The sequence below is a fragment of the Paraclostridium sordellii genome, assembly GCF_000953675.1.
Classification (GTDB): Bacteria; Bacillota; Clostridia; order Peptostreptococcales; family Peptostreptococcaceae; genus Paraclostridium; species Paraclostridium sordellii.
In genome coordinates this window covers 73,079-88,021 of the sequence record NZ_LN679999.1, presented here as the reverse complement: position 1 = coordinate 88,021, position 14,943 = coordinate 73,079, and the positions used below count along the sequence as shown (strand labels likewise).

8 protein-coding genes are annotated in these 14,943 nt (G+C 25.2%); 2 read left to right on the top strand and 6 right to left on the bottom strand.

What is annotated here, in order from left to right:
- Nucleotides 1-334 precede the first annotated feature (334 nt).
- Together ATCC9714_RS17150 and ATCC9714_RS17145 are read left to right on the top strand one after the other, a co-directional pair.
- The gene (locus ATCC9714_RS17150) at nt 335-4,651 is read left to right on the top strand and encodes a hypothetical protein (protein ID WP_057582222.1); all 4,317 of its coding nucleotides are present in this window, start codon (nt 335-337) and stop codon (nt 4,649-4,651) included.
- 606 nt (nt 4,652-5,257) lie between these two features.
- Entirely contained in the window at nt 5,258-8,194 is a 2,937-nt protein-coding gene (locus tag ATCC9714_RS17145) for an immunoglobulin-like domain-containing protein (protein ID WP_208872235.1), read from the top strand.
- Between the two features lie 54 nt (nt 8,195-8,248).
- On the opposite strand, the gene ATCC9714_RS17140 is transcribed toward ATCC9714_RS17145, so the two are convergent.
- The 6 genes from ATCC9714_RS17140 to ATCC9714_RS17115 form a co-directional block, all read right to left on the bottom strand.
- Nucleotides 8,249-9,994 (bottom strand): sensor histidine kinase, encoded by a 1,746-nt coding sequence (locus ATCC9714_RS17140; protein WP_054631309.1) that lies wholly within the window; start codon nt 9,992-9,994, stop codon nt 8,249-8,251.
- Between the two features lie 949 nt (nt 9,995-10,943).
- Nucleotides 10,944-11,267 carry a DUF6054 family protein gene (locus ATCC9714_RS17135; RefSeq protein ID WP_054631310.1) on the bottom strand — a complete coding sequence of 108 codons (324 nt, stop codon included), beginning with the start codon at nt 11,265-11,267 and terminating at the stop codon, nt 10,944-10,946.
- A gap of 28 nt (nt 11,268-11,295) precedes the next feature.
- The gene (locus tag ATCC9714_RS17130) at nt 11,296-11,541 is read right to left on the bottom strand and encodes a DUF1413 domain-containing protein (RefSeq protein ID WP_021121666.1); all 246 of its coding nucleotides are present in this window, start codon (nt 11,539-11,541) and stop codon (nt 11,296-11,298) included.
- Nucleotides 11,542-12,147: 606 nt separating this feature from the next.
- Entirely contained in the window at nt 12,148-12,528 is a 381-nt protein-coding gene (locus ATCC9714_RS17125; RefSeq protein WP_021121647.1) for a universal stress protein, read from the bottom strand.
- 294 nt (nt 12,529-12,822) lie between these two features.
- Complete coding sequence (gene asrC, locus ATCC9714_RS17120; protein ID WP_057577648.1) at nt 12,823-13,821, bottom strand: sulfite reductase subunit C; 999 nt, start codon at nt 13,819-13,821, stop codon at nt 12,823-12,825.
- A gap of 15 nt (nt 13,822-13,836) precedes the next feature.
- A complete protein-coding gene (locus ATCC9714_RS17115; RefSeq protein WP_054631312.1) occupies nt 13,837-14,880 on the bottom strand; it encodes a 4Fe-4S dicluster domain-containing protein in 1,044 nt (347 codons plus the stop codon).
- Nucleotides 14,881-14,943: the final 63 nt, after the last annotated feature.

The window sequence follows — 14,943 nt, the reverse complement described above, 5'->3', positions numbered from 1 at the left end:
TTTATAAAAAGTAGATATTTATATCTGCTTTTTTATTGAATATATAACTTAAACATAGTTATAATTTAAAATAATCCAATATAAATAGATATTGGATACTTAAAATTACTTCTATTTTCTTAAAATAAAAAAGGAAAAGTATATATATACTTTTCCTTTTTTATTTATATAGTTTTTTTAAATTAAAAATCGAAACTCAAATTTTATTATAGGTATAATATTTAATTATCTTACAAAAATCTACATATTTTTTAGGTTTTGACTATATAAAATGAACCTTTTTTATAGCAAATTAATCTTGTTAAAGAGAATTCAAAAAAAGAAAGGAGAAAATATGAAAAAACACAAAGGTAAAGTTTTATGTATAGCATTATTAATTATAAGTATAGTTAGTAATTCACTAATTTACACATTCGCAAATGATACTAACTACAATAATTTAGAACAAATAGCCACGGTTAAAGATGAATTAAAACCACAATTAGACCAATCAGATGCTACACAAAAAACTGACTTAGAGAATTCAAACACTAATCAAGATGATGCACAGAATTTAAAAGCTGAAGAATCAAATCAAGTATCGGATTCTAGCTTAAATAAGAATGATAAGGAGGAATCAAACAGTTTAGAATTAACAAAAGAAAATAAGGCTATTGAAGAACAAGTAAAAGATCCACCAAACTCATTAGAACATATTTCAAATATTAGAATCGAGCCAAGTAAAAGTAAAGTAAATCTCAATGAAAAATTTTATTATAAAGTATTTTATGAGATACAAAATAATACAGAAAATATATGTGAGTTAATAATTAACATTTCTGATAACTTAGAGATTCTAAACAAAGAACAATTAAAGGGTGCTGAAATAATCGGAAATAAAATTAGTATAAAGTTAGATACAACTGATAAAAACATGATATCTAACTTTGTAAATATAGAAGTTAAATTTAAAGATGGGTCGAGTAAAGATTCAATTGCAACATCAGAGGCTATTTTAAAATCAAATGAAGAGAAACAAGTTATAAGCTCTGAAACTGTATTAAGTCGAATGACTTTAGCGAAGTTATCTAGTAAATTCGACAAGAAAAAAGTAGTAGGAAGCGAAGAATTTAACTATAGACTAAACTATGAAATTAAAGATTCAAATGACCCTACAAAAATTATTTTAAATATTCCAACTAACTTGGTTGATATAGTATCAATCACGGAAAATGATGATATTTTAAATAAGAAGATTATTGATACTGGGATAGAATTTTATTTAAAGCCAGGGAATGATTTAAATAATAGTATTACTGTAAAACTTAAATTTAAAGATTCTGCATTAAACGAAAGCAATATAAAAATAGTATCTAAAGTAATAGATGTAGATGATGCGTTAATAGAAGAAAATGTTAGTTCTTATGTTGAATTAGTTAAACCATTATTAAACTTTACTATTAAAGCTAACAAAGATATTATTCAACCTGCAGAAGAATTCAATTATATAATAAATTATGAAATGATAGACGCTAATCAAGATACAGCTACGATTAATGTTAATATACCAGATGAATTAGAAGTAGTATCATTTATAAATAAAGATAAAAATATACTTGACCAAAAACATGAAAGCAATAAAATTGTTTATAAATTAAATACAAAAGATATCAATAAAATAAATGGATCATTAAAAGTTAAGGTAAGATTTAAAAAGGGTATGAAAGATGGTTCAAGGGCAACTGTTAGTGCCTCTGTAAATTATCCGTCTGAATATAATATATCAAGTAAGCCAGTTATACTAAACGCATTTTCAGTAGTAGATGCAAATATTATAACTACAGCAGAGAAAGTTTCAAAAGATGAAGAATTTTCATATATAGTTAATTTTACATCGCAAGGAGATAATAAAACATTAAAATTTGAATTAAATATATCTGATACATTAGAGATATTATCGGTAAATGATTTAGGGGGAATTGAACCTATTATTGACAAAACCAACAATAAGATAATATTTAATATACCTCCAACATCAAAACCAATTTCAGAACAATTTGAAATAAAGGTCAAGTTTAAAAATAATGAGCAAAATGGATCAATTGGAAATATAAAATCAAGTATAAGTAAAGAAGATGTTACCTTGGTTGAAGTAAATAGCGAAGATACTGTTTTAGAATTAAAGCCTAAATTGGAAATTATTAAAAATATGATATCTGCAGATTCTATAGCTCCTAATTCTATAGCTAAATATAGAATTACAGTAAAAAATAAAGATAAATACAATTTAAAGGATTTTGTTATAAAAGATATTTTGCCTAAAGAAGGCATATTTAAAGAAGCAGTTTTAAAAAATTCTAATTTGAATCCTATATCAGGAGCGGATATAACTGAAAAAGATGGAATTGTAAGTGTAATAGTCCCTGAAAAATATACAGAAGCAAATTTATATTTGGATATAACTATTGAGTTTAAAGATGTTGTTATAGGTAGTTCTATTACAAATACAGGTGAAATATATGATAATAGCGGTAATTATATAAATAAAGGGTCTATAACAAATCCAGTTCAAGAAAAAAGCGGAAAAGGTGTTTTATCTAAATTATCTACATCTAAGGTTAATTCAGTTGGAGGATCTCAAGGATGGAATCTTTATTTAAAAAATCAAGGGCAAGTAGCTTTCGATAAATTTATATTGAAAGATGATATTCCATATGAGAATAATATTTACATAATTAATTCTGGTAAATATGAGAATTATGATAGTAATACTAAATTTACAATGAATATTGAAACTAATACAGGTAGAGTTATAAATATTGCAACACTTACTGGAGATGAATTAAGTGTTGGAAAGAGTATTGATATTAGATCTGTATTAAATAAAGGTGAGTATTTATCTAAATATGAAGTTATTATTGAAAATGTTCCAATAGGATTCACATACAGTGGATGGAGTTGTATGAGATTAGATGGAAATGTAAGAAATAAACATAAAGATGGAAGTTTTATAAAAAATAATGAAAAAATTAAAAATACAGCTACTTTAGAATATATAAATAAAGATATAAATGGTAAAGTAAAAGATAGTGATTTTTTCTTGTTTAAAACAGCATATACAGCATATACAGAGAAAAATATTTTAAAAAGGACTACGGGTATAAACCAAACAGCTCAGTATGAATTAGTTACAAAATCTCCTAAAAGAGATTTACCTAAGCCTATTATATTCGATGTATTACCTGATAGTATGGAATATATTAATTATGAATTACAGATAAAAGACAGAAATGGAAATATTGTAGAAAGTCCATTAAATACTAATGTAAAGTTTGAGAAAGTTAAAGAAAAGGAAAAAGAGATTATCAGATGGGTATTTAGTGATAATTTACCACAAGGATTTACAATTTCAATTAAGGTAAATTTAAAGCAAGTAAAAGATGTAACCTTTATATCAAATGAAATGGGAGTATCAACACAAAATATAAATGGAGAAATAAGAGGTGTATATGGAGTTCCAGATAATGAAATGGATATTCCTATTAATGAATTAGAAACTGATATATCAGAACCTCTTGGTTATGATTATGATGGAAATGGAAATATAGGTGGTGATATATACGCTCAATCTATAGCTAACTATAATATATCCAAAAACTCAGGAATAACAAGCGAGAAGTATATTAAAAAAAATGGAGATATTAATTATGGAACAAGTATAGTAGCTAATAGTGAAGATGTAATAGATTATAAACTTAAAATTAAGAACACATCAAATAATGAGCTTAAAGATTTATCTATAATTGATATATTACCATCTGTTGGAGATAAAAATGTTTTAACTTCTTCAGATAGAGGATCATTATTTACACCAAAACTTATTAAAGAATTTGATATTTTAATTAATGGCAAAAAATTAGATAAAAATAAATTAACAATTAAATATTCACAGTCAAGTGATCCAGAAAGACTATCCATTACAGGTAAAATCGGAGAAGGAACATGGGATGATGAAATTAAAGATATAAGTAAATTAAAATCGATTAGATTTGATATATCTGATTTAACTATAGGACCTCAAGATGTTTTAACTATAGAATATAGCATGATAATTCCTAAAGATACTAGTGAAGATATATATGCAATAAATTCATTCCAAGCATTAGCGAAAGATATAAATGGTAATTCTTTATATCCTGTAGAATCAAATAAAGTAATTGTTAAAACACCACAGTCTCCAGTACCGCCAGTGCCACCAGTACCGCCAGTGCCACCAGTACCGCCAGTGCCGCCAGTACCACCAGTGCCACCAGTACCGCCAGTTCCGCCAGTACCACCAGTGCCGCCAGTGCCGCCAGTGCCACCAGTACCGCCAGTGCCACCAGTGCCACCAGTGCCACCAGTGCCACCAGTACCGCCAGTACCACCAGTGCCGCCAGTGCCGCCAGTGCCACCAGTGCCACCAGTACCGCCAGTGCCACCAGTGCCACCAGTGCCACCAGTACCGCCAGTAGATAAATCATCATTACCAATAGATAAAGAAGTTAAGAGGAAAAATATATATGATAACATCAATCCAAATACAGGTGATAGTGGAATAGCTTTATATTTTGTAATAGGAACAATTTCTTTATGGATATTAATTATAAGAATGAAAAAACATAAAAAATAACTTTATAAAAAGATAGTGTAGATGCAGTCTACACTATTTTTTTGTATATAAAAATAGGCATTTTCATAGAGCTGATTAATCTTTAATAATATTTAAGTGTTTAAATTTATTTATTAAATTTAAGATTTTTAAAGAATTTTCAAAATCTCAATAGTGAAATTACTTTTCTTAGATATTTTTTAACTTTTACTATTTTTACGTGGATATAAAATAGTATATCTTATATGATTTATTACTATCGTATTAAAGTTTTAACTTTATAAATTAAGTAACTATTTTATAGCTATAAATTAATTTATTAACTGATATAAATTTGTATGTTTAATTGTATACATATTGAATATAAGATTAAATATTAAAAAAAGTGAACCTTTTTTATCCAAAATACATCTTAATAATATATAAAATGGGTAAAAAATTAAAAGTAAGCTTTATTATAAAATACGACTTGGCATTAAAAAATGAAAAAATATATAAATAGCTTTGAAAGTAAATAAAGTTTTTAATATAAAATAAATAAAATATTTTTAATAAATGAATCAATTTAAAAAAATAATTAAATATAAAAAGCTAATAGATTTATTTACAAAAGGAGAGAGAGAGAAATTGAGAAGAAGAAAGTCTAATTTAAAAAACAAAATGGTAGGGGCCATTACTACAACAATGATAATTCAATCAATACCATTAGGAGTTTTTGCAAATGATGCAACAAGTGATGTTAGTGTACCTTCAAATATTGAGCATAAAACAAACTCTAAAAGTGAGGAAAGTAATATAATAGCTAATAGTGAGAATAAAGAGGTTAAAAGTGAGGAAGGTAGTGTAATAGAAGATAGTAAAAATAAAGAAGTTAAAAGTGAAAAAAATAATGTAGTATTTGATAGTGAGAATAAAGAAACTAGAGTTGGTTCTGCTGAAATAGTAAATATACCAGATATTAACTTAAAAAAAGCAATAAATAAACAATTGAGTCAACCTGAAAACTCAGATATTACAAAACAACAATTAGAGTCTATAAAAAGTTTAATATCTGAAAATAGTAAGATTACATCTATTGAAGGTATTGAAAATTGTACTAATTTAACAATTTTAAATTTAAATGGTAATAACATACAAGATATTAGTTATTTAAAGAATCTAAACAAATTAGAGACTTTAAGATTAAATAAAAATAATATATCAGATTTAAATCCTTTAAAAAATCTTATAAATTTAAAAAATTTAGATTTAGGGATAAATAAAATAAGTAATATAGAGCCTTTATCTAGTTTAGTTAATTTAAATATATTAGAGTTAGGACTAAATAAAATAAGTGATATAAGACCACTATCTAATTTAAAAAATCTAAAAACATTAAGAATGATGAACAATCAGATAAGTGATTTAAACCCTATTTCGAGCCTAACAAATTTGAACTTTTTAAATTTAGAAAGCAATCAGATAAGTGACTTAAATCCTATTTCAGGGCTAACAAATTTAGACTTTTTAAAACTAGGAATGAATAAAATAAGCAATGTAAAACCCATATCAAAATTGAATAAATTAACTACACTAGATTTAAAAAGAAATAATATAATTGATATAAGTAGTTTAGCAGGTTTAGCAAAATTAACTAATTTAAATATATCTGAACAAAAATATACATTGAAAGAAATAAAGGTTGGAAAAGGGAAGAATCTAAGTATACCTAATCCTATAATTGATACTGATGGATTTGTATCAAATATAACCAATGTAAGTGATGGGGGAAGTTTCAATAGCTCAAAAAATAGCATAGACTGGGGAACTATAAATGAAAGTAAAGATTTAACCTTTGAATTTGATAAGAATATTAATCTTGGTAAGGCTAATGGAGTTTTTAGTGGTGTTATAACTCAACCAGTTCTAATAAGTTCATTACCTGTAATAAATGGAGCAGATAATGTAAGTATAAAAGAGGGAACTCCATTTAATCCAATGGCTGGAGTTACTGCAACTGACACTGAAGACGGTAATATTACTAAAGACATTAAAGTAACTGGTACAGTTGATACAGACAAGCCTGGTAAATATGAGTTAACTTACACAGTAACTGATACAGATGGTAATACTAGTACAGTTAAAAGAATAGTAACTGTAAATCCTAAGATGGTAGCAATAAATAATCCTCCTGTGATAAAAGCAGAAGATAAAACAATAAAAGTTGGAGATAAGTTTAATCCAATGACAGGGGTTACTGCTAATGATAAAGAAGATGGTAATATTACTAAAGATATAAAGGTAATAGAAGATACAGTTAATACAAGTAAACCAGGAACATATAAAGTAGTTTATGAAGTTACAGATAGTAAGGGATCAACAGCAACTAAAACTATAACTGTAACAGTAATAAGTAATGATAAACCGGTAATAAGTGGTGCAGATAATATAAGTATAAAAGAAGGAACTCCATTTAATCCAATGGCCGGAGTTACTGCAACTGACACTGAAGATGGTAATATTACTAAAGACATTAAAGTAACTGGTATAGTTGATACAGACAAGCCTGGTAAATATGAATTAACATATACAGTAACTGATAAGGATGGTAATACTACTACAGTTAAAAGAACTGTAATTGTAAATCCTAAGATGGTAGCAATAAATAATATACCTGTGATAAATGGAGAAAACAAAACTATAAAAGTAGGGGATAAGTTTAATCCAATGACAGGCGTTACTGCTATAGATAAAGAAGATGGTAATATTACTAAGGATATTAAAGTTATAGAAAATACTGTAGATACAAGTAAACCAGGAACATATAAAGTAGTTTATGAAGTTACAGATAGTAAAGGAGCGACAGCAACTAAAACTATAACTGTAACAGTAATAAGTAATGATAAACCGGTAATAAGTGGTGCAGATAATATAAGTATAAAAGAAGGAACTCCATTTAATCCAATGGCCGGAGTTACTGCAACTGATACTGAAGATGGTAATATTACTAAAGACATTAAAGTAACTGGTATAGTTGATACAGACAAGCCTGGTAAATATGAATTAACATATACAGTAACTGATAAGGATGGTAATACTACTACGGTTAAAAGAACTGTAATTGTAAATCCTAAAATAGTAGAGATAAATGCAATTCCAGTAATAAATGCAGAAAACAAAACTATAAAAGTAGGGGATAAGTTTAATCCAATGACAGGGGTTACTGCTACAGATAAAGAAGATGGTAATATTACTAAAGATATTAAAGTTATAAAAAATACTGTAGATACAAGTAAACCAGGAACATATAAAGTAATTTATGAAGTGACAGATAGCCAAGGTGAAACAAGTACTAAAACTATTACTGTCACTGTTCAAAGTAATAGCAATAAAAATAATATGAATGTAAATAATATAACAAATACAAGTAACCCAAGTAATATACAACATAATAATCTATCTGATGAAACTAAACAGTCATTTTTAAGTAACCCTCAAACAGGAGATATTGGAGTTATGGGATATCTAGGGTTAGGAGCAACAGCTTTAGTAGGATTATTTGCAAATAGAAAGAAAAATAAATAAAAAAATATAAAAAAGAGCTGGATAAAATATCTCCTAGCTCTTTTTTTGTATTTTTTATATATCATATATATCTGAAAATTCAACGTTACATTTATAGATTCGTTTATTTTTACAAGGTGAATCATATTGATTATATAATTTTTTATCTTTTATAACAGTCCCAATATTAATAGGTAAATAGAATTTAAACTCAACTGCTTCTTTATTTTCCAACTCAATCCATATTTTACCATTGTGCATTTCAATAAAGTATTTAGCCAAAAATAATCCTATTCCACTTCCTTCTGTTTTTCTTCTAAAGAGATTATCACTTTGTGTAAATTGTTCAAATATCTTTTTAGATTCGTTCTCAGTTATTGTGTTTCCATCATTTATAACTGAAATATATACTCTTTCTTCTTTTTTATTTAAGAATAAATTTACTCGTATTACACTATTAGGAAATGAAAACTTTACTGCATTTGATATAAGATTTAAAAGTATTCTTTCTATTTTATCAGGATCACAAAGTAAAATTACTTCTTCTGAATTCGTGTCAAATATTATTTTTTTATTTTTAGACTCTATAAATTTAACTGTAGACATAGTAATGTCTTCGACTATTTTAACTATATTGTAGTTGCTTAAATCTAATTCGAAAAAATTGCTATCAATTTTTGCAGTATCTACAACGTTATTAACTAAACGTAAAAGTCTATATGAATTTTGTTTTAGTATATTTAAATAATTTATATAATTTTCTTGATTCAAATTTTTATAACCAGAGTGTATATCTAACTCTAATAATTGTACTATTGATAATATTATATTTACAGGAGTTCTAAATTCATGAGATATATTTGCAAAAAAACTAGATTTTATATATTCAAAATCAATAGCACCCTGTAAACTGTCTTTTTCTTGTTCTAGATTGGAGAATAGTATATTGTTTTTTTCTATTTGAAATATTAATAAGCATATTTTTTTTAGTATATAACTAATTGACAAGTCATCTTTATATTTTATATCTTTTTTACTATTATAATGAATATGTATTAATGAAAAAAGATTGTCAGCTATTTTTAAATTATAAAATTTAGATATATAACTATCCATATATTTATCATTTTTAATTTCCATTATTTTAGAATATAATGTACTATTTGAATTATAGTATATATTCTCACTTTCCAAAAATTTTTTCATTTCTTTATTAATTATGATTTTACTATCTTTATCAAATACACTATTTTTTTCGTCTGCACTCATATAAAGTTTTAATATATTATCTTTTTCGTTATATAAAAAGATATCTATATTTAAACTTTTTAAAAGCACATTCAATGCTTTAAGCTTTTTGTTTAAGAAATTCATATAATAATTTTGGATATTATATGAATTGTTTTCTATAGTCATAATTTTCTCTATTTCATTTTGAATGCTTTTTTCCAAGCTAATTTCTTCTGCTATGCCTCCTAAAATTATATCATCCGTTTTGTTCTTTATAGAAAACTTACTTACTTTATAACATATATCTTGATTACCACTTATACTTTCTTCAGTATTATATAACTCTAAATCAGGATTCTTCATTAAAATTTCATCTGTTTTAAAACATTTATTAGCAATTGGATATGGTCTAATATCAAAATCTGTTTTGCCTATTATTTCTTCTTTTGATAATCCTAATTTTTCTGCGCCTAACTTATTTATGTATATGTGTTTGCCATTCTTATCTTTTAACCAAATTTCATATGGTATTTTATCTAATAAATCTTCAAGGTTGTCAATTGTATAAGTAGTCATATTAATTTTACCCATTATATTCTCCCCTTTTTATTTAATGCATTAATTAAAATCAATTTCCTTTATTTTTTAGTATAAAAATTATTATAAATATCAAAATTTTTATATTAATTTATAACTAGTACATAATTATACATTACATGAAAATAAAGAAAAACATGTATTTTTAAAAATTACAAATAAAATATAAATTTTAAAAATGTCGATGTAAACTATGAAAATCCAATGTTTTTACTAAGATTATATATTATTAAATTACTATTATATTTATAAAGATTATAACTAAAAAAGCATAATGACTATTAATCATTACGCTTTTTTCTATGATATAAATATCTATAATATAAAGATACCCCTGGGAGTCTAGGAGCTACTAAAATAGCTCCTAGAATTTGAATGAAACATAACAAATATATTAGTTATCATCACAAAATAATTTTATCAAAGTTTAGGTGTAAATTCAAAGTAGATGATAAAATAAAAATATAAATTTTATTATCGCCCATATATAAAACTAATAAAAAGGGAACTCATTTTTAAATTAAAACTAATATTTTTTGTCATTTAGGTTAATATAAAAAATAAACAATAGTAAATATATTGAAACTATTATACTCATCTACATTCATTCTTATTTATTTTTTATATATTTTAATTCTCCCATTACAAAATTAACTACAAATAATAACAAAAACCAAACTAAATACGATCCTAGCAAAATCCCCAATAAACCTTTAATTCCAAATTTTAATATATTAGACTCAACTAACTTATTAAAGCTAAACAAACATGATAACGATACTTTAAGTATCAAGCAAAAAAACGCTTTAAATAATATACTATCTTAAATTCATAAAGTTTCCTTTCAAATAAAATATGAAATAAATACTATGCACAAGTTAATACAAACGTAATTTTTTTTATATTTTCAATTTATTTATTATATGTATCGTTTGTATTTATTTTAAATAATATATTCTGAAATAATTTCTTTTACTTTTTTGATAAAGCTTTCTCCTGAACCCCAATCAATACCAAGTAATCCAGATCCACTACCTGTTGAAGTAATCTTAACTATTGTATTTTCTGTTGTATTTTCACAAACAATTACCAAGCCAGTATTACTACCTGTTCTCATATAGTATTTATCATATACTGTAATTAATATATATTTTCCACTACCTAAATCATATGCATCTGAAAAGACCAACTCTTCATATATATTTTTTTCTATAAGATCTTGAACTTCTAAAGGATTCAATCTTACTTTAAATACTTTCTGCGCCATAAAATTTCAACTCCCATATAATAAATACTTATTTTTTCTTTACTTTTTTATATTGCAATTTACTTTCTTTTACATTTTGATTTTTTATTATATGAACGATATTTAAGTCCTTATTTTCATATATATAGTTTTTGAAAATATATCCAATATTTCTTCTTTCACCTGTACTCAATCTATTCCATACATATCCTTTGAATAAATCTTTAACTGTAAAAACTTCTTCTTCATGAATATATTCTATCTCTTTTATACAATGCGCCAATAATTTATTCATAAAGATCTCCTTATCTAGTCTATTTTATTTTTATAATATTTATCTAGTATCCAGGAAAAAACTTTTAGAACAATATACATTAAACTAAATTTTATTATAAAAAAAACAATTACTAGTTTAAAATTGCCCTTCATGACTATTCGCTCCTTTTAAAAGAGTTTTTAACTCTTTGTTTTTATTATAAATTAGTTTAGGAGCATAAAAAATAGATTTAAATTAAATTTATTTTTTATTTTAATATTATATTGATAATTGTAAAAATAAAGTGTAGAAAAATTCAAACATATATTGATAAAAAAAGACTAATTGAAATATTCTAGGGAGGTTAATTACACTTAGTCTTTTTTATTAGATCAGGTTTATAAATTTTTTGAAACACATATTAAAGTAGGATTAATTTAATTATATCAAAAACTAAATAAGTTAATTATTCTATTTTTAAATAGTTTATATTGGTTATTTCTATATAAAAATAGAACTAAAATTTGCTATAATTTAAATATACGCTATATAATTTCATTTTCCTGAGTATGAATTATTGATTTGCAACAATGTAAAAAGAGCTAATACCAAAAATAGTATTAGCTCTTTTTACATTGTTGCAAATTATTCAGGAAGTATTATAACTGTACATTTAGATTTTTTCACTACATATAAAGTTACAGAACCTATCGAATCAATAAGGTTCTTTTTAGTAGATTTAGTCATTATTATTGCATCGAATTTTCCATCTATTGCTTTCGATATAATTTCATGACCAGGATCTCCAAATGCCAAATATTTTTCCACTTTGTATCCTTGCAATTTATTTTTACATTCATCTATCTTCATATCTACAATCATTTTATTTGTAATGTTAGTTAGACTAATATCACTAACACTCATCAACATTATTTCAACGTCATTTTTAGAAAAGTTTTTTATTATAAAATCTAAAGATTTTTGACTTTTTTCACTTCCATCAATTGAAATTAATGTTTTTTTCATATAATCATATCCTTTTAATTTTTGATTCTATGAAAATATAATTTTAAAATCAAATTTATTTTTATATTTATAAAGTGTAGAAAAATTCAAACATATATTGATAAAAAAGACTAATTGTAATATGTTATAGGCGAATTACAATTAGTCTTTTTTATTAGTTTTGGGTATTAAAATTTTTAAAACATTCAATATAATAGTAGGATTAATTTAATTATATCAAAATTTTTAAAAATTAATCATTTTACTTTTAAATAGTTTCCATTAGATATTTTTATTAAAAAAATAAAGTTTGTATTATTTTACATTTATATTAGCTTTATACTCGTGTTCTTTCCAGTTTAGTCTACTAGCGACTTTAGCCTCTTTATTTAATTTAACATCTTTTAACATTAATTCTTTAAATTTCATATATCCAGCTGTATCCATTAAATGGCCTCCATGTAGATATTTAGGTATGCCTCCTAATGTATCTCTTGAAAATGGCTCCCAGTTTTTAAGAACTTTAAATAAAACTTCTTCTGTAATATAATCTAAGAATATTTCTCCAATCCTTGGAGTTTTTTTACTAGTTCTACCACCTATAATTATTCTGTAAAATGGATCTTTTGTTCTCGTAAAAGCTCTAGTTGGACAAGCTTCTATACACTCTCCACATCCTATACATAGCTCTTCATTTCTTATAACCTTACCATTTTCTTCTATTATAGCGCCAGTTGAATGAGCTTTGCACGCTCTTGCACAAGCTCCACACCCTACACATCTAGTATAATCATACTGTGGTATAGTAACTCCAATTATTCCAAAGTCACTCATGTGAGCTTTGACACAATCATTTGGACATCCAGCTATATTTATTTTTATATGATAGTTACTTGGGAAAATTATTTTTTCTAATTTTTTTGCTAATGTAGAGACTTTAGTATTTGCTTTTATACAATGTTGTGCCCCTATACATCCAGCTATATTTCTTGCTCCTATAGTTGGATATCCATATTCATTTACATCCATATCCACACCACATTGCTCAACTTCTACCTCATATATATATGATTTTACAAGTTTATTAACTTTATCGATATTTTCATATTTAATTCCTGGAATACTAAAAGTTTGTCTAGTTCCTATATGAAACAATCCATTTCCATATTTTTCGGCTATATCTTGTACTAGTCTTAAATGTTTAGCTTCTGTAACTCCACCGGGAACTCTCATTTGAAACATAAATTCACCTGGAACCTTTGATTCTCTAAAACAGTTTATGCGTAATTTATCTATATTTATATCCTTGTTCATAGCTTCAGTGCCCCCCTATTCGTTAATTTCTCTTCCAAATTCTTTATATATATTATCAAGTTCACTACTTACTCTGTTTACTGTATTAGCAAAATTTATATATCTTGGACATGCATCTATACAACGTCCACAGCCTACACAAACCTGTTCTTTAGATTCTTTTAATTTTGGTCTATAGAATTTATCTAGTACTCTTTGTCTAACTCTTGTTGGTACAATTTGAGGCATTGACTTAGTTTTTAATGCTGATGACTTAACTAACTGACAACCGTTCCATGTTCTTCTTTTTTCTTCTAAATCTTTATTTTCTCTATGTACTATATTTGAAGTCAGCATACACGTACAGGTTATACATGACATATTGCAAGCTCCACATCCTATACAACGATTTTTATATTCATTCCATATATCAAGTGATTTAACTTTATCAAGCGCTTGTTTATCCCAAATTTCAATATTTGGAACTTTAACTTTCATCTCATTTTCAATTGCAAATCTAATTTCAAAATTATCTTCAGTAAAATTATTTTCAAAATACTTTTCAAATTCATTATCTTTTACTTTTATTGATATAGTATTTTCATCAAATTTAATCCCCATAGAATAATTGTCTGTTTTATTAGTTCCTAATGAAACACAAAAACAAGTATCCCAAGACTTAGGACATTCCATTACCATAAACTTAACTTTATCTCTTCTGTTTTTATAGTATTCATCGTTAATAAATGTTTTATCAATTCTAGTTATTCCATGTATGTCACAAGAACGAAGTAATATTAATATTTTCCTTTCATCTGTATCTTTAGTTGTACTTATTTCCTGTCCATTAATTTTAATAGCTAGTGTATGGTTTATTGGAAGCAATACCTCTTTTGGAGATCCTTGTGACTTAGTTTTATATTCAACTTCTGAAAAAGAATTTATCTCACCATACTTAACGAAATTCGTATAACTATGTCTTCCTTCTCCTTCAAAAACTTTAGGAGCATATATTCTATATTCTTTTTGAAGATCATTTAATATCTTATCTGCTTGATTTAATGATAATTTATAATCCATACTCTTTCCTCCAATTATTTATTTAAGTTAACTTTCTAACTAATTCTGCAAATCATTTTATAA